At 72.3% G+C, this 17,240-nt stretch carries 13 protein-coding genes; 7 read left to right on the top strand and 6 right to left on the bottom strand.

Translation table 11 applies throughout. The features are described 5' to 3' along the window. Nucleotides 1-64: 64 nt before the first annotated feature. Genes ACEY2A_RS09140 through ACEY2A_RS09130 form a run of 3 tightly spaced genes read left to right on the top strand, consistent with a single transcriptional unit; the run spans nucleotide 65 to nucleotide 2,705 of the window. A complete protein-coding gene (locus ACEY2A_RS09140; RefSeq protein WP_374928295.1) occupies nucleotides 65-1,087 on the top strand; it encodes a type III polyketide synthase in 1,023 nt (340 codons plus the stop codon). Continuing rightward, nucleotides 1,084-1,647 (top strand): isoprenylcysteine carboxyl methyltransferase family protein, encoded by a 564-nt coding sequence (locus ACEY2A_RS09135; RefSeq protein WP_374928294.1) that lies wholly within the window; start codon nucleotides 1,084-1,086, stop codon nucleotides 1,645-1,647. Before ACEY2A_RS09140 ends, ACEY2A_RS09135 begins: the two co-directional genes overlap by 4 nt. Continuing rightward, nucleotides 1,644-2,705, top strand: a complete 1,062-nt coding sequence (locus ACEY2A_RS09130; RefSeq protein ID WP_374928293.1) for an NAD(P)/FAD-dependent oxidoreductase — start codon at nucleotides 1,644-1,646, stop codon at nucleotides 2,703-2,705. The genes ACEY2A_RS09135 and ACEY2A_RS09130 overlap by 4 nt, the downstream gene beginning before the upstream one ends. 3 nt (nucleotides 2,706-2,708) lie before the next feature. Here ACEY2A_RS09130 and ACEY2A_RS09125 read toward each other — a convergent pair whose 3' ends face one another. Further along, nucleotides 2,709-3,215, bottom strand: a complete 507-nt coding sequence (locus tag ACEY2A_RS09125; RefSeq protein ID WP_374928292.1) for a hypothetical protein — start codon at nucleotides 3,213-3,215, stop codon at nucleotides 2,709-2,711. A gap of 174 nt (nucleotides 3,216-3,389) precedes the next feature. Here ACEY2A_RS09125 and ACEY2A_RS09120 point away from each other — a divergent pair, with 174 nt between their 5' ends. The 3 genes from ACEY2A_RS09120 (at nucleotide 3,390) to ACEY2A_RS09110 (ending at nucleotide 5,513) form a co-directional block, all read left to right on the top strand. Continuing rightward, nucleotides 3,390-3,971, top strand: a complete 582-nt coding sequence (locus ACEY2A_RS09120) for a DUF2231 domain-containing protein (protein ID WP_374928291.1) — start codon at nucleotides 3,390-3,392, stop codon at nucleotides 3,969-3,971. Between the two features lie 107 nt (nucleotides 3,972-4,078). Beyond that, nucleotides 4,079-5,206, top strand: a complete 1,128-nt coding sequence (locus ACEY2A_RS09115) for a YeeE/YedE thiosulfate transporter family protein (protein ID WP_374928290.1) — start codon at nucleotides 4,079-4,081, stop codon at nucleotides 5,204-5,206. A gap of 76 nt (nucleotides 5,207-5,282) precedes the next feature. Then, a complete protein-coding gene (locus tag ACEY2A_RS09110; RefSeq protein ID WP_374928289.1) occupies nucleotides 5,283-5,513 on the top strand; it encodes a sulfurtransferase TusA family protein in 231 nt (76 codons plus the stop codon). A gap of 97 nt (nucleotides 5,514-5,610) precedes the next feature. Here ACEY2A_RS09110 and ACEY2A_RS09105 read toward each other — a convergent pair whose 3' ends face one another. Further along, entirely contained in the window at nucleotides 5,611-6,750 is a 1,140-nt protein-coding gene (locus ACEY2A_RS09105) for an ABC transporter ATP-binding protein (protein ID WP_374928288.1), read from the bottom strand. Between the two features lie 138 nt (nucleotides 6,751-6,888). Between ACEY2A_RS09105 and ACEY2A_RS09100 the strand changes: the two genes are divergently transcribed. After that, a complete protein-coding gene (locus ACEY2A_RS09100; RefSeq protein ID WP_374928287.1) occupies nucleotides 6,889-7,254 on the top strand; it encodes a hypothetical protein in 366 nt (121 codons plus the stop codon). A 1,354-nt stretch (nucleotides 7,255-8,608) separates the two neighbouring features. Here the strand turns inward: ACEY2A_RS09100 and ACEY2A_RS09095 are convergent. The 4 genes from ACEY2A_RS09095 to ACEY2A_RS09080 all read right to left on the bottom strand — a co-directional run bounded on the left by ACEY2A_RS09095 (nucleotide 8,609) and on the right by ACEY2A_RS09080 (nucleotide 17,200). Further along, the gene (locus ACEY2A_RS09095) at nucleotides 8,609-9,880 is read right to left on the bottom strand and encodes an NRAMP family divalent metal transporter (protein ID WP_374928286.1); all 1,272 of its coding nucleotides are present in this window, start codon (nucleotides 9,878-9,880) and stop codon (nucleotides 8,609-8,611) included. 112 nt (nucleotides 9,881-9,992) lie between these two features. Then, the gene (locus ACEY2A_RS09090) at nucleotides 9,993-11,495 is read right to left on the bottom strand and encodes a sugar porter family MFS transporter (RefSeq protein WP_374928285.1); all 1,503 of its coding nucleotides are present in this window, start codon (nucleotides 11,493-11,495) and stop codon (nucleotides 9,993-9,995) included. Between the two features lie 79 nt (nucleotides 11,496-11,574). Beyond that, a complete protein-coding gene (locus ACEY2A_RS09085; RefSeq protein WP_374928284.1) occupies nucleotides 11,575-15,336 on the bottom strand; it encodes a TM0106 family RecB-like putative nuclease in 3,762 nt (1,253 codons plus the stop codon). A 31-nt stretch (nucleotides 15,337-15,367) separates the two neighbouring features. After that, nucleotides 15,368-17,200: an NAD-dependent malic enzyme gene (locus ACEY2A_RS09080; protein WP_374928283.1), complete on the bottom strand. Its 1,833-nt coding sequence runs from the start codon at nucleotides 17,198-17,200 to the stop codon at nucleotides 15,368-15,370. Nucleotides 17,201-17,240: the final 40 nt, after the last annotated feature.

The raw sequence follows: 17,240 nt of genomic DNA, 5'->3' as shown, positions 1-17,240 counted from the left end.
GGCCCCTTCGCGACTCCTTGCCGCCCACGTCGTCCCGGGCGGGCACAGGGCGCCACAGTCGGCCGTGACCGACGCCGTCGCGGGCCTCCTGGCCGGCACCGCGGCCGAGGAGACGCTGCTGCGCCGCATCCACGCGAACGCCGGCGTGCACACCCGCTCCCTGGTGCTGCCGCTGGAGGAGTACCGCGGGCTCGACGGCTTCGGCACCGCCAACGACGCCTGGCTGGAGCACGCGCCTCGCATGGCGGTCGAGGCGGTGAACGGCGCGCTGGAGCGTGCCGGGGTGACCGCCGACCAGGTGGACGTCGTGGTCTCCACCACCGTCACCGGCATCGCAGTGCCCTCCCTGGAGGCCCGGATCGCTGCCGAGGTCGGCTTCCGGGAGGACGTGGTGCGCGTGCCCCTCTTCGGCCTGGGGTGCGTGGCCGGCGCCGCCGGGATCGCCCGGGTGCACGACCTGCTGGCCGGACGCCCCGAGGGGGTGGCGGTCCTGTTGGCCGTGGAGCTCTGCTCGTTGACCGTGCAGCAAGGTGACGCCTCCCGCGCGAACATGGTGGCCTCGGGGTTGTTCGGCGACGGCGCCGCCGCGGTGGTCCTCAGCGGGCCCGATGCGGTGACCCCGGCCGCCGCGCCCGGCCCGCGCCTCTCCGTGGTCGCCTCCCGCAGCCGTCTGTACCCGGACACGCACCGCGCGATGGGCTGGGACGTCGGTGACGGCGGGCTGGGCATCGTGCTGGGCGCGGAGGTGCCGGACCTGGTGACCCAGCACGTGGGGGCTGATGTGGAGACCTTCCTGGCGGACCACGGCCTCACCCCGCAGGACATCGCCTTCCACGTGGCCCACCCGGGTGGGCCGAAGGTGCTCCAGGCCATGGAGGGCGCCCTGGGCGTGCCCCGCGAGGCACTCGGGCTCACCTGGGACTCGCTGTCCGAGGTGGGCAACCTCTCCAGCGTCTCGGTGCTGCACGTGCTGGGCAGGACGCTCGCCGAACGCCCACCGACGCCCGGCCAGTACGGGCTGCTGCTGGCGATGGGGCCCGGCTTCTGTGCAGAGCTGGTGCTGCTGCGCTGTGAGGAGGCGGCATGAGGCTGCGGGGGACGGGCCGCCGTGCCCGGCGGGTGAACCCTGCGTTCGCGGCACTCCTGGGCGCCGTGGCGGTCGAACGGGTGGTGGAGCTCGTGGTGGCCCGCCGCCACGGCCAGTGGGCGCGCGAGCGGGGCGGGGTCGAGCACGGCGCAGGGCACTACCCCGTGATGGTGGCCCTGCACTCCGGGCTGTTGGTGGGATCCCTGGTGGAGCACGCTGCCGGGCGACGCGCCGCATCGCAGGAGGGGAGCGCCCCCTTCCACGCCGGGCCCGCGCTGGCGGTCTGCGCGGGCCAGGCGCTGCGCTGGTGGTGCATCCGCAGCCTCGGCCCGTACTGGAACACCCGCGTGGTGGTGGTGCCGGGTCACGAGCTGGTGGCCACCGGCCCGTACCGCTGGCTGCCGCACCCCAACTACCTGGCCGTGGTGGTCGAGGGGGCGGCCCTCCCACTGGCCGGCGGCGCGCGGTGGACCGCGGGGGTGTTCACCGTGACCAACGCGGTGCTGCTGCGTCACCGCATCGCGGTGGAGGAGAGGGCGCTGGCGACGGTGGCCCCGTGACGGACCTGCTGGTGGTCGGCGGCGGGCCCGCCGGGCTCGCCACGGCACTGGCCGCCCACCGCGCGGGGCTCTCGGTGGAGGTGCTCGACCGCCGCCCCGGGGTGGTGGACAAGGCCTGTGGTGAGGGGCTGATGCCGGGGGGTCTGGCACGGTTGCAGGCGCTCGGCATCGACCCGGACGGACACGCGCTCACCGGCATCGACTACGTGACCCCCGCCGGCCGCCGCGCCCGGGCGTCGTTCTCCGCGCCCGGGCGGGGGGTGCGGCGCACCGTGCTGCACGCCGCGATGCGGGAGGCCGTCCTGTCAGCCGGCATCCCGTTGCGCCACCGCCGCCTCGACCCGGTGCGCGAGCTCGACGTCCGCGCCGACCACGTGCGCCTCGATGGGGTGAGCCACCGGTGGGTGGTCGGCGCAGACGGGTTGCACTCACGGGTGCGTGAGCTGGTGGCGGTGGGGCGTGCCCGGGTGGTCACGCGGCCGCCGCTGGCCGCCCGGCCTCGGCGGTACGGGCTGCGGGCCCACCTGCGCGTGGCGCCCTGGACGAGTCAGGTGGAGGTGCACTTCGGCCAGGGGGTGGAGGCCTACCTGACCCCGGTGGCCGCGGACCAGCTCGGGGTGGCACTGCTCTCCTCGCGCCGCGCACCCTTCGCGGACCAGCTCACCCGCCTGGGTGACCTGGGGCGCTGGTTCGCCGCGCAGCCCGCCACGCAGTGGGGGCCCGTGGCCGGTGCCGGCCCGCTGTGGCAGACGGTGTCGCGGCGAGTGGACGGGCCGGTGCTGCTGGTCGGTGATGCGGCCGGATACGTGGACGCGCTCACCGGCGAGGGGGTCTCGCTGGCCCTGGTGCAGGCCACCGCACTGGTGGAGTGCCTGGTGACGGATCGGCCCGGTGACTGGGAGAGGCGGTGGACGCGGCTGACGGCGGCGCACCGCATCGCGACCGGGGGTCTGGTGGCTGCGGTCTCCACGGCGCCCACCCGGGCGGCCCTGCTGGGCGCCGCGACGACCTGGCCGGCGGCCTTCCAGAGGGTGGTGGGGGCGCTGGCCGAGGCCTGAAGGTCACTCGGCGGTGAAGGCCTGCCCCGCCCAGGTGCGGTGGATGGTGGCGAGGGTCTCCAGCTGCCGCTCGGCGGCAGCCGCCAGCTCCTCGAACTCGGAGCGGTCCAGGCCCAGCCGGTCGGCGTGCAGGGTGAGGGTCTGCCACAGCGAGAGCTTGCCCAGCACCCCCGAGCGCAGGAGCTCGACCTCCAGCAGGGGGCTCAGGGGCGAACGGCTCGTCAGGTGCTGGTTGGGCTTGAGGCGGCCCACCTTCTCGCCCACGGCAGCCGCCGCCATCTTCAGGCCACTGCGGCCGGCGCCGAGGGTCTTGATGATCTCGAGCAGCCGCTCACGCTCGTCGGTGATCTGACTCGCGAGGGTCTGCAGGTCGTCGTGGTGGGGGAGGTCGCCGTACTCCTCGACCATGTTCTCCAACCGCTCCAGGGCTCCGGTGGCACCCGTGGCGTGGTCGTTGAGGTAGGTGGTCCAGAGGTCCATCTCGGCATCGGTCAGCTCGGTGCGGTTCATGGATCGATCCTTCCACTCCTGGAGACACTTCACCTGTTGAGGGCTCTGGCGGTCGGGGAGGGCGGTGCGGTGGCGCCCGGTGAGCGTGCGGGGGAGGCTGGAGCTGCCGCCCCGTCCGGGGTGGCGCACCGCGCGGCCCCCCGCAGGCGGTGGTCGTCCTTCCGAGGAGCAGCGATGAACCCCCTGACAGCAGCCGTCCACTGGCTCGAGCGACAGCGCGGCCTGGATGGTGTGGCCGTTCCCGTGCGCGATCTCGTCGCCCGTGTCACCTCGCCGGAGCCCGTCGGCGACCTCCTCGGTGGACGCTGGCTCGGACACCCGGTGCACCCCCTCCTGGTGCACGTCCCCCTCGGGGGCTGGGTCATGGCCGCGGTGGTGGACCACCTGGGGGGACCGGGGTCCGAGGACGCCGCCGACCTGTTGGTGCTCACCGGCATCGTCGGCTACGTGCCGGCCGCGGCCACCGGGGCGCACGACTGGTCCAGCACCCGGGGCGGCGCCACCCGTGTGGGCCTGGCGCACGCCGGCCTGAACGCCGTGGGGCTGGCACTGCACATCGGCTCGCTGGCTGCTCGCCGGTCCGGTGCGCGTCCGGTGGGGATCGCGTTGTCGACCGTCGGTCTGGGCGCGGTGGGCGTGGCCGGCTACCTGGGCGGGCACCTCGCCTACGTGAATGCCGTGGGCGTGCACGGGACGGGGGAGCGCCACGTCAGCGAGGGCCCGGCACAGGAGGTGGAGATCCGCGTCCGCTCCTGAGGGTCGGGGCGGGGCGTGACGAGGATCATCACACCGAGTTCGTATCACCCTAACGACGTGTGATCTACTGATCCGTCCGTCATCCCCTCCCTGACTGGAGACCCCTCGTGATCCTCACCGGCCTGCTCGTCGGCCTTTCCCTCGGTTTCGTGATGCAGCGCGGGCGCTTCTGCATCACCGGTGCCTTCCGCGACGTGTGGCTCACCGGCTCCACGCGCTGGCTCACCGCCTTCGCCGTGGTCATCGCCACCCATGCCGTGGGCTACCTCGCACTCACCTCCCTGGGCGTCATCGACGTCGCCGTCGAGCCCCTGCCGCTGGCTGCCGCGGTGGTCGGCGGGCTGGTGTTCGGCATCGGCATCGTGCTGGCCGGTGGCTGCGCCACCGGTACCTACTACCGCGCGGGCGAGGGCCTGGTGGGCAGTTGGTTCGCCCTCGGCTTCTTCGCCCTCACAGCAGCGATGATGAAGTTCGGCCCCCTGGCCGGGTTCACCACCTGGGCCCGGGAGCAGACCGTGGGCGCCACCACCGTCTCGAACACCCTGGGCCTGCCGGACTGGGCGTTGGTCGGCGTGCTCGTGGCCGGCACCGCCCTGGCCGTGCGACACCACCTGCGCCGTGATGCGGCCCGCCCCGCCGCCGCGTCCCTCCCGCCGCGCCGCCGGGGCGTGGCCCGCGTGCTCACCGAGATGCGCTGGCACCCCTTCGCCACGGCCCTGGTGATCGCCGGCATCGCCACCGTCGCCTGGCCCCTGAGCATCGCCGCCGGCCGGGTGGGCAGCCTCGGCATCACCACCCCCTCGGCCAAGAGCGTCGAGTACCTGGCCACCGGCGACCTCACCCTCGTGGACTGGAGCGTGCTGCTGGTGGTGGGCATCCTGCTCGGCTCGTTCCTGGCCGCCCGGGCCAGCGGGGAGTTCCGTGTGCGGGTGCCCGACGCCTCCACCATCCACCGTGCCATCGGCGGTGGTGCCGCCATGGGCGTGGGCGCCTCGCTGGCGGGCGGCTGCACCGTCGGGCACGGCATGGTGGCCACCGCCCAGCTGAGCTGGGAGGGCTGGATCGCCACCGTGATGATGTTCGTGGGCGCCGGCATCGCGGCCCGGGTGGCCGTGGCCAACCGGGCCAGCCAGAGCGCCCCGGTGGCCACCGACGACACCCCGGCCACCCAGGTGGGGGAGCGTCCGGCGGAGGGCACCGACCGCCCCGCGCCGGTGCTCACCCCGATCTCCTGAGGCGCCGGGCCCACCCGACGCCCGCCCACCCCCTCGGAATCTCCCACTCCCCGACCCCACTCCCCAGGAGGACACCATGAGCAAGTACGCCCTCGAGACCACCGGTCAGGTCTGCCCGTTCCCGCTGCAGGAGGCCGGCCGCGCCATGGACCAGCTGCAGTCCGGTGACGAGCTCGTCATCGCCTTCGACTGCACGCAGGCCACGGAGTCTCTGCCCCTGTGGGCCGCGGAGAACGGTCACACGGTGACCGAGTTCGACCGCACCGGCGACGCCAGCTGGAGCATCACCGTGCAGAAGGCCGGCTGACCCGCCTGCGACTCATTCCGGCCGGCGCGCTCCCGCGCCGGACTCACGCCGCCGCGTCACAGCACGGTGGAGTGAGTCCTGCGCGGATCGGGCTGGCTCAGCGGGGGTCGGGCATGCGCTCCCCGGTGGCCGCATCGAAGAGGTGCACGTGCTGCACCTTCGGCACCATCCACACCGTCTCGCCGGCCCGCGGCGGGGTGCGACCGTCGGCCCGCATCACGACGGTGTCGCTCGAGGCGTCCTCGTCGTCGTCCGCCTTCTCGGTGGCCACCGTCTCCAGCGTTCCGCTCTCGTCAGCCAGACGCCCGTAGACGTAGGCGTCCGCGCCGAGCTCCTCCACGAGGTTGATCCGCACCTGGGCGCCCTCGCCCGCCTGGCCGATGGTCATGTCCTCCGGGCGGATGCCGACCGTCACCGCATCGGAGGTCAGCGCGGCCTGCTGCTCGGGGGTGAGCCGGAAGGTCGACTCACCGAAGCGCACCACGCCGTCCACCACGGGCGCGTTCATCAGGTTCATGCTCGGCGAGCCGATGAAGCCCGCCACGAACGCGTTGGCCGGACGGTCGTAGAGCTCGCGCGGGGTGGCCACCTGCATGAGCAGGCCGTCCTTGAGCACCGCCACGCGGTCGCCCATGGTCATGGCCTCCACCTGGTCGTGCGTCACGTACACGGTGGTCACGCCCAGCTCACGCGTCAGCGAGGCGATCTGCGTGCGGGTCTGCACGCGCAGCTTGGCGTCCAGGTTGGACAGCGGCTCGTCCATGAGGAAGACCTTGGGGGAGCGCACGATGGCACGGCCCATGGCCACGCGCTGACGCTGCCCGCCGGAGAGGGCCTTCGGCTTGCGGTCCAGGTACGGGGTGAGGTCCAGCAGCTCGGCCGCCTCCTCCACCCGCTGGTTGCGCTCCGCGGAGCCGACGCCGGCGATCTTCAGCGCGAAGCCCATGTTGTCGCGCACCGACATGTGCGGGTACAGCGCGTAGTTCTGGAAGACCATCGCGATGTCGCGGTCGCGCGGGGCGACGCCGGTGACGTCGGTGTCCCCGATGCGGATGCTCCCCTCGCTGACCTGCTCCAGGCCGGCCAGCATGCGCAGGGTGGTGGACTTGCCACAGCCGGAGGGGCCGACCAGCACCAGGAACTCGCCGTCGGCGATCTCCAGGTCGAGGCGGTCGACCGCGGGGCGGGTCTGCCCGGGGTAGACGCAGCTGACGGCGTCGTAGGTGACGGTTGCCATGATGACTCTCTTCCCCGGCAGGTACGTGCCGGACGATCCGTTGGAAAGAAGGGTGGGGCGTGCCCGGCGGGCACCGGTGCAGCGTAGGTCACGGAGAGGTGCGCGGGGCTGCGCGGACACCGCGGCTAGATTGAGCGCATGACCGACGGACCGCAGATGAACCCCTCCAGCCTCCCGTCCCCTGACCGCGGCCAGTACGGCTGGGGCGATGGGGGCGGACAGCGCCCGATGCGGGAGCAGCACCCCGAGGCGGTGGCCATCCTCGTGCTGGGTCTGCTCTCGGTGGTGATGATCTGGCCGCTGGGATTCGTGGCCTGGTACATGGGCAACAAGGCGATGCGGGACGTGCGGGCCCGCCCCGGCGTCTACGAGAACGAGAGCCTCATCACCGCCGGGCGCATCCTCGGCATCGTGGGGGCGGTGCTCACCATCCTGTTCACGGTGTTCTTCGTGGGCACGATGGTGTTCAGCATCGCCCTGCCGATCGTGTTCGGTCTCGGCTGAGCCCGACTGCCCTCACCCGACCAGACCCACCTCCGCCGCGAGGAAGAGCAGCGTGAACCCGCCCAGGAAGGCGAATCCGGCCCACGCCAGCACGCGCAGCCAGAGGGGCATCGGACGCCGCCGCACCAGCGAGTAGTTCAGCCAGGCGAACACCGGGGCGGTCACGAACGAGGCGATCATGGCGAACCGCAGCATCTCGCCCATCTGCGCGCTGAACCACACCACCAGCAGCAGCGAGGCCACGGCGATCACGGTGCTCCACACCAGCACGGTCCCCCGGCCCGCGCTGCCCGGCGACCGCCGCACCTGGTGCAGGCTCTCGGCGCACGCGCGGCCGTAACCGTCCACCAGGGTCAGCGTGGTCCCGTACATGACCACCAGCGCCAGCAGTCCCATCAACGGGCGGGCCCACTCACCCATCGTGGCCGTGTACATGCTGATGAGCTGCGGGATGTACGCGCCCCCGGCCTGCTGGATCTCGGTGCCGGTGCCGAACTGCACCAGCGCCCCCATGGCCACGAAGAACACGGCCAGCACCGTGGAGACCAGGTAACCCACGTTGAAGTCCCACACCACGTCGCGCACAGAGCTGCGCCGCGAGCTCTGCTTCTCGGTGATCCACAGCGACTGCAGGGCCGACATCTCGATGGCGGCCGGCATCCACCCCGCCAGCGCCACCAGGAAGGGCAGGGCGGTGAGGGTCCAGGGGCTCGGCGGCACCGCATCGGCGGCGGCCTGGGAGCCCTTCGCGGCGGCGACCACCACGGTGGCCACGGTGACCACGGTGAGGAACACGATGATGGCCTTGGTCACCGCATCGAGAAGGCGGAAACGGCCGGCCACGAGGATCAGCCAGATCGACAGCATCATGCCCCCGGCGGCCCACGGGACCGACGGCGCCCAGGCGTCGGGCAGGACGAACTGCAGGATCACCGCGGCGAGAATGCCCACACCCGCGGTGGAGATGACCGACGAGGCGATGATGAGCGCGAAGAAGACCCACAGGTAGACACGCCCCCGGCGGGCGTACTCGTGCACGAGGTTCCGCCCCGTCTCGGCCGTGTGCTGCGCACCGAAGCGGTAGAAGGGGTACTTCAGCAGGTTGGCCAGCACCACCACGGCCACCAGCTGCCACTGGTAGATGGCCCCGGCCTGGGTGGAGCTCACCAGGTGGGAGCCGCCGATGGCCGCCGACGCCATGAGCAGCCCCGGCCCCAGTGCGGCCAGGCGGGACCGGGTGGTCGAGGGCGCATCGCCTGCGAGGTGAGTTGCCATGCAAGGAATCTGCCACGGGGCGCCCACCGAGTGGTGGACGCCCCGTGGGCGTGGTGGCGATGGACGCCGGAGGAGTTCGTCAGCCGATGACGCCCAGCTCGGCCGCCAGGAAGAGCAGCGTGAACCCACCCAGGAAGAGCAGGCCCGCCCAGGACAGGACGCGCAGCGTGCCGGACAGGTGGTCCTGACGACGGACCAGCTGGAAGTTCAGCCACGCGAAGATCGGCGCCATGATGAAGGCCGCGATCATCGCGAAGCGCAGCAGCTCACCCATCTGGGCGTTGAACCAGACGATGATGGCCAACGAGATGAGTGCGATGCCGGTGCTCCAGACCATGACGGCCTGACGACCGGCGCCGCCGGGCTTGCGCCGGATGAGGTGGATGGACTCGGCGCAGGCGCGGCCGTAGCCGTCCACCACGGCGATGGTGGTGCCGTACATGACCACGAACGCCAGCAGGGCCATGAGCGGCCGGGCCCACTCGCCCATCGTGTTGGTGTACATGGTGATGAGCTGCGGGATGTACGCGCCACCGGCCATCTTGATCTCGGTGCCGGTGCCGAACTGCACCAGGGTGCCCAGGGCGATGAAGAACACGGCCAGGATGGCGCTGATGAGGTAGCCGACGTTGAAGTCGAAGATCACGTCGCGCGCGTTGGCCGGGCGGAAGCGCTGCTTCTCGGCGATCCACAGCGACTGCAGGGCCGAGATCTCGATGGGGGCGGGCATCCAGCCGATGAGTGCCACCAGGAAAGGCAGGGCGGCCAGGGTCCACGGGCTCGGGGCGATGGCGTCGGCGGCGCCCTGGGCGCCCTTGGAGGCGGCCACGATCACGGTGACGACCGTGACCACGGTGAGGATGGTGATGATCAGCTTGGTGAGCTTGTCCAGCACCGGGAAGCGGCCGGCCAGCAGGATGATCCAGACCGAGGCCATCATCAGTCCGGCCACCCACGGCACGCTCAGACCCCACGATGCGGGGAGCGCGAACTTCAGGATGACGGCGCAGAGGATGCCCACGCCGGCCGCGGCGATGACCGCGGAGACGGCGCAGAAGACGAAGAACACCCAGAGGGTGACGCGCCCCGTGCGGGCGTAGCCCTGGACGAGGCTCTCACCGGTCTCGGCGGTGTACTGCGCGCCGAACCGGAAGAAGGGGTACTTCATGAGCAGGGCGAAGAGCACCAGGGCCACCAGCTGCCACTGGTAGAGCGCTCCGGCCTGGGTGGAGCTCACGAGGTGGGAGCCACCGATCGCGGCCGATGCCATGAGCAGGCCGGGACCGAGGGCGGACAGACGGGTCTTCCAGGAGGACTGCTCCTGGACGGGTGCGTGGGTTGCGGTCGCCATGCCACACCCTGACACGGGCGACGGACCCGCCCGGAACAGGGGCGGGTCCGTCGTGGGATCTGTTGCCGTTTCTTTACGAACCGCGTGTCTCAGGTCACCTGTGAGTGCACTGTCAGGCGGTGGCGCCCTGGGTGGCGGGGGTCTCGTCGCCCATCTCCTCGAGCTCCTTGCCCTTGGTCTCCTCGATGACCTTGTACACGAAGAAGAAGGACAACGCGGCCATGGCGGCGTACAGGCCGTAGGCCAGCACCAGCGAGGTGCCGGCGAGCCACGGGAAGGTGGTGGTGATGACGAAGTTGGCCAGCCACTGCGCCGCGGCCGCCACGCCCAGGGCCATGCCGCGGATGGCGTTGGGGAACATCTCGCCGAGCAGCACCCACACCATCGGGCCCCAGGTGGCGCCGAAGGAGACCACGAAGGCATTGGCCGCCACCAGCGCGATGATGCCCCAGGGGTCCGGCAGGCTCACCGTCTGGTCGGGACCGGAGCCCTCGGTGACGGCCTGCGAGAACGCGAGCGCCATGGTGCCCAGCGACAGCGCCATGCCCGCCGAGCCCCACAGCAGCAGGCGACGGCGGCCGATCTTGTCGACCAGCAGGATGGCCACGATGGTCACCACGATGTTGGTGATGGACGTGATGACGTTGATGAGGAGGGACTGCGACTCCTCGAAGCCCACGGCCTGCCACAGGGTGGAGCCGTAGTAGAAGATCACGTTGATGCCCACGAACTGCTGGAAGACGCTCAGCAGGATGCCGGCCCAGACGATGGGCTTGAGGCCGGCGGCGGCGCCCTTCAGGTCGGCCAGGGACTGCTTGTCCTCACGGTGCAGGGAGGTGCGGATCTCCTCGATCTTGCGCTGGGCGGCCTGCTTGCCGCGGATGCCCACCACATCACGCAGCACCTCGCCGGCCTTCTTCAGGTCGCCGGTGTTCACCAGGTAACGGGGGGACTCCGGGATGCTCAGGGCCAGCACACCGTAGAGCACGGCGGGCACCAGCTCGGAGGCGAACATCCAGCGCCAGGCCTCGCGGTCCATCCACAGCAGCTCCGCGGCGCCCCCGGCCAGGTCGGCCAGGTAGGCGTCCACCAGCAGGGCCACGAAGATGCCGATCACGATGGCCAGCTGCTGCAGCGATCCCAGTCGGCCACGGACCGCGGCCGGAGAGATCTCGGCAATGTACGCCGGGGCCAGCACCGAGGCCATGCCCACGCCCGCGCCACCGACGAAGCGCCAGAAGATCAGGTCCCAGGGGCCGAAGCAGAGTGCCGACCCGAGGGCCGATGCGGTGAAGAGCACCGATGCCACCACCATTGCCCGGGTGCGTCCCACCTTGTCGGCGAAGGTACCGGCGAACCAGGCACCCACCATGGCGCCGAGCAGGGCGCAGGAGACGACGAAGCCGATGAGGACGTCGGACAGTCCGAACTCCTCCTGGATGGCGTTCACGCCACCGTTGATGACCGAGGAGTCGAAGCCGAAGAGGAAGCCACCCAGGGCGGCCACCATCGCCAACAGCACGACCTTCCCGGTCAGCGCGTCCTTCTCCTCGGACCCGGGGCCCGTGGTGCTTCCGTGGGGTGCGCCGTGGGTGGCGCCGGCTGCTGTGCTCATGGGCCCCATCCTCAACCTCCTCCAGTGCGTGCGCAGGTCGACGTGGCCGGGGTCGCCGCAGGTCGTGGTCCTGGTTGGCTCACTCGGGGGCGGTGAGCTCCAGGAAGGACCCGAGGGCCAGCAGGTCGCGCGGGGAGGCCGGCGCGATGTCCGTCAACGCCGCCGAGCGCACCACGTGGGCGGCCACCTGCCCGCGGGAGATGGCCACGTTCAGGCGGTGGACGTCGAAGAGGAAGGCCATGCCGCGGGAGACTCGGTCGCGGGCCGAGGCGGTCATGGAGAGCACGACCACCGGGGCCTCCTGGCCCTGGAAGGCGTCGACCGCCCCCACCGGGGTGTCGCCGAACCCGGCAGCGGCAAGGCGGGTGCGCAGCAGGTTCACCTGCGCGTTGTACGGCGCCACCACCAGCACGTCCTCGGGCGCCAGGAGTCGCTCCTGCTCGCCGGGGGCCCGGGTGGTGTCGATGAAGCGGCGGCCCACCAGGTCACCCACGAGGCGGGTCACCTCATCGGCCTCCTCGGGGCTGGCCACGGAGTTGTCCTGGTGGTCCACCACGTGCACGTGGAGCCCGGGCTCCACCCCCTCGATGCGGCGAGCGGTCGTCACGTCGTCGTGGGAACCGAGGCGGCCGTCGTAGGCCAGGGCCGAGACGCGCCGCGTGAGGGCGGGGTGCATGCGCCAGGTGGTGTCCAGGAAGTAGCCGAACTGGGGCGGCAGCACGTGCTCGGACCCGACAAGCCACCCCAGCGCCGAGGCGTCCAACGGCTCGGGGTGGATGCCCTGGGAGACCTGCGGCAGCTGCTGCGGGTCGCCGAGCAGCAGCAGGTTGCGGGCCACCCGGGAGCAGGCGAGCAGCGGGGCCAGGGAGAACTGGCCCGCCTCGTCCACCACCAGCAGGTCGAGGCACTCGGGCAGCAGGTCGGGGTGGCTGAAGGTCCACGCGGTGCCGCCCACCACGAAGCCGTGCCCCGCGTCGAGCTGCTCGCTGATCCACGTCGGGGTGGCGCCACTGCGCAGCGCGGTCCACGGCGCGTTCCCGGGTGCGGGGCGTCCGGAGGCCGGGGCCTTGGCCACCCGCACGTCCGGCACGCCGGCCCTCACACAGCCGGCCAGGAAGTTCTCCACCGCCGCGTGCGACTGCGCCACCACCCCCACGCGCCACCCGGCCTGCACCAGGGAGCGCACCACCCGGGAGCCGAGGTAGGTCTTGCCCGTGCCTGGCGGCCCCTGCACGGCGAGGTAGCTGTTCTGCAGCAGGGCGACCGCGGCCGTCACCGCATCGAGCGGGGTGTCTATGCCGGGCTCGCCCACCTGCGGCAGCAGGGTCGGGGGCGCGGCGGCGTCGTCGGTGCCCGCGGGTGCCTGTCCGTTCAGGCGTGGCGGGCGGCGGGCCAACAGGTCCAACCCAGCCGATGCGGGGAGCTCGGCCCCGGCGGTCTCACCCGCCAGCACGGTGGCCGCCAGGTCGAGCAGTGCGGCGTCCAGGTTCGCGGTGCCGGGAGGGGCGGTGGGGCCAAAGCCCACTGGGAGACAGTCGGTCTCGGCGATGCCGGGGCGGTCCTTGCTGCCCTTGGGGCGGGCCAGCTCGAGCGTGCAGACCTCCAGGCCGCTGGCCGCCTCGGAGTGCGACTCCAGCACCTCGGCGGCCGAGGGCCACTGGGCGTGGGGGTACCCGGGTTCGCACTCCAGCCCGTCCGGCAGGGGGGAGCCGAAGATCGGCACCAGGCTCGTGCCGGGTGCCAGCGGCCGGCCGCCGGTGTCCACCCGGGCCTCCAGCGTGCGGCGCGGGTTGCTGCGCGGGGTGGGCTGGTACCAGTCGGAGGTCCAGGTGGCCCGGTCCACCACCAGCACGTCCCCGGTCAGCGGCCACTCGGCCACCGGCAGGGCCAGACGCTCGAAGTGGGCCCACCAGTGCGGCTTGTGCTCCCGCCGGTAGTACTGCGGGGCCGAGCCGAGCATGGCCAGCGCCTGCTCGCGGGCCGTGCGCTCCCCGCGCGGGGGCAGGTCCAGGGCGGCGAAGGACTCCTCCACCCGGTGGGCGGCCACCCACTTCTCCGGGGTCAGGGTCGGGGTGCCGGCGACATCAGGCTCGCCGTCCTCGCCGCCCGGGGCTCCCGGAACGGCAGTCCTGGCGTGCTCGGGGCCCGGCCCACCCGCGGAGAGGTCCGTTGCCTGCCCGTGGTGCTGCAGGTGCTCGCGATGCCGCTCCAGCAGCCAGTCCCGCAACCGCCAGGTGGACTCGCAGTCCACCTCGTTGTACGCCCGGATGCGCTCGAGCAGGGCTGCGGCGCCCTCGGTGTCGCCGACGTCCCGGGCGCTGCAGTAACGCTGGTACTCCACGATCGAGTCGGCGCCACCGGTCACCCCATCGGCCCCGCGGGCGGGCATGTACAGGGGCTCCAGTTTCTTGATGGAGTACGACGGCTGGCTCACGCGGATGCCGGCACGCACGGTGGCGTAGAGGTCCACGAAGACGTGCTGGCGCAGCAGGTCGTCGAGCTCCTCGGCGCCGAGGCCGTGCGCCGCCGTGAGCCGCTTCAGGGCCGTCACCTCGTAGGCGGCGTAGTGGTAGACGTGCAGGTCGGGGTGCCGGCGCCGCCGCTCGCCCAACCAGGTCAGGAAGTCCGCGAGGGCCTGCTTCTCGGCGGCGCGGTCATGGGCCCACCACGCCCGGTAGCGGGCACCGTGTTCGTCGGCTGGTCCGTACGCGGCGGGATCCTCCCCGGCGAGGTCCAGCACCTCCACGCCGAACAGGTACTCCAGCCCGGCCGGTGCCCCGGGGTGGGGGCGCCACAGCGGGTCGCCCTCGAAGTCGAAGAAGACGTCCCCGGGGCTGGGCTCGGGCAGGGCATCCAGGGCCTCCGCGGAGACCACCTCGCTGAGCACCACCTCCGGCGCGTCGGGATCCTGCCGCCTGGCCTCCCCGGTGAGCTCGCGGGCCCGGACCTGCAGGGCTGCCTGGTCACGCAGCGTGGCGAAGTCGGACTCCCGCATGCCCCGCGGGCCCGTGGTCGCCGTCGCCAGCTCCGCCATGGTGGTGATGCCGCGCCCGTGCAGCAGCTTGCGCCGCGCCAGGGACATGCGGGCCACACCCAGCAGGTCGTCGGCCGCAGCGGCCCGCGGTGCGCAGACCTCGCAGCGGCCGCAGGCACCGATCCCCGGCGCGCCCCACTCCAGGGCCTCCCCGTCACGACCTCCGACCCCGTGCTCGCGCAGCAGGCGCGAGAGCCGTGCCCAGCGGTCCCGCACCACGGCCACCGTGGGCCCCAGGGGGTGCGACTCCACCGACCCGGTGCCCAGCACCAGGTCCACCTCGGGCGCCACCGGGACGCCCTGCTGCGCGAGTGCCTCGGCGTACGCGGCGACCTGCAGCATCGAGGCCACGGTCGAGTGGGCTGCCAGCTTGGTGTCGCTCACCCGCCAGCCTGCGTCCGTGCGGACCACGAAGTCGGCGAGACCCGACAGGGGGACCAGCGGCTCGCCGTCGGGGCCGGACCCGGTCAGCAGCACGGGCGCCTGGTGCACCACCTGCACGGCCTCCCGGCCGCACTGGGTCACAGTCCACGCCATCCCCTGCTCCAGCGCCTCCCGGGAGAAGCCGCGCGGCCGCTCACCGACCACCACACCACCCGGGTGCTCGGCCTGCAGCCGCGCCAGCTCCCGCTCCTCGTGGGCGGTGCCCAGCTCGGCGAGGCGCTCCAGCATCGGGTCCTCCACGGACTCCCGGGGCACCCGCCCCAGGGTCACGTCGAGGCGGTTCAGCAGGGCGAACTCGCACTCGCTGGCCACGCGCAGGTCCTGCGCGCTCGTGGCGAGCGACCCGTCATCGAGGAGGAACATGCGCTCACCCTAGGGGCGAGCACCGACAGCCTCAGGAGCTCCGGCGGCCGGGCAGGCGCGGGCGCCAGCGGCTCAACGGGGAGTCGTCACCGGTGTGGCGCACGCCCTTGCCGCCCGGCTCGGTGCGGCGGGGGCTCGGCGTCTCGATGCCGTCCACCACCTCCACGTCCGGGTACTCCGGGGCCCACATGAGCTGCTCGATCTCCGCCCGCGGGTTCTCCAGCTCGAGGGTGGCCACGCCCTCCTCCACGGCGGCGGCGGCCACGCGCTCGGCGACGGCCGCGGAGACCGACCGGAGCTCCCGCATCGAGGGAAGGATGGCCGCGCCCTCCACACCCGTGGTGGTCATCTCCGCCACGGCCTGGGCGGCGGCGGTGATCATGCCGTCGGTCAGGCGGGTGGCGCGCACCGCGATGGTGCCCAGGCCCATGCCCGGGAAGACCAGGGCGTTGTTGGCCTGCGCCACGGTGTAGGTCACGTCATCGATGGTGACGGGCTTGAAGGGCGAGCCGGTGGCGATGAGGGCCTTGCCGTCGGTCCACGCCAGCAGGTCCTCCGGCACCGCCTCGGCCTTGGAGGTCGGGTTGCTCAACGGCAGGATGATGGGGCGCTCGGTCGCCTCGGCCATGGTGCGCACCAGGTCCTCGTGGAACGCTCCGGCCTGCGCCGAGGTGCCGATGAGGATGGTGGGCTGCACCTGCCTGACGGTCTCCTCCAGCGAGTAGTTGCCGTCGGTGGCCTCCCAGTCGGCCAGCTCCGAGGCGTCGCGGGCGTACCGCTCCTGGAAGGGGCGCATGGGGCCGTCGGTGTGGATGAGACCGCGGCTGCCCAGGCCCCAGAAGCGCTTCGTCGCCTCCTCGGGGTCCAGGCCCTCGCTGATCATGATGTCCCGCATCAGGTCCGCGATGCCGATGCCCGCGGTGCCGGCGCCGTGGATGACCACACGCTGCTCGGAGAGCTTCTCCTCCTTGGTCCGGCACGCCGCCAGGGCGGAGGCCACCACGATGGCCGCGGTGCCCTGGATGTCGTCGTTGAAGGTGCAGACCTGGTCGCGGTAGCGCTCGAGGATCTGGTGGGCGTTGGTGGCGCCGAAGTCCTCCCAGTGCAGCAGCGCCTGGGGGAAGCGCTCCTGCACGGCCTCCACGAAGGAGGCGATGAACTGGTCGTACTCCTCGCCGCGCACGCGCTCGCGGCGCAGGCCCAGGTAGTTCGGGTCGTGCAGCAGGGCGAGGTTGTCGGTGCCCACGTCCAGCACCACCGGGAGCACCCGCAGGGGGTGGATGCCCGCCGCGGTGGTGTAGACGGCCGACTTGCCGATGGCGATGCGGATGCCGCCGACACCCTGGTCGCCGATGCCGAGGATGCCCTCGGAGTCGGTCACCACCACGATGTCCACGTCGTCCGGGCCGTTGCCGTAGGCAGCCAGGGCGGTGGCGATGCCCTCCAGGTCCTGGTCATCCTCGATGGACAGGTAGATGCCGCGCTGCCGGTCGAAGGTGGAGGAGAACTGCTGGATCGCCTCACCCACGGTGGGGGTGTAGATGATCGGCATCATCTCCTCGAGGTGGTCGGCCACGAGGCGGTGGAAGAGGATCTCGTTGAGGTCCTGGAGCGTGTTGAGGTACACGTACTTGGCCAGGTTGGTGGGCTGCATCTGGAACTGGCCGTAGCAGCGACGCACCTGCTCCTCGATGCTGTTCACGGCCGGCGGGATGAGGCCCCGCAGGCCGAGGGCGTCACGCTGCTCGATGCTGAACGCGGAGCCGCGGTTCAGCATCGGGCGGGCCAGCACCTGGCGGCCGCGGACGGCGATCTGGACGGTCTCGTGGCCGTCTTCGTTGCGGAACTGGAACTGACGGGGCATGGAGCCAACGTAGCCCCATCCACCACCCACGGGGGCAGCC

This window comes from Kytococcus sedentarius, assembly GCF_041937525.1.
Lineage (GTDB): Bacteria > Actinomycetota > Actinomycetes > Actinomycetales > Dermatophilaceae > Kytococcus > Kytococcus sedentarius_A.
This window is presented reverse-complemented; position numbering and strand designations above follow the sequence as displayed.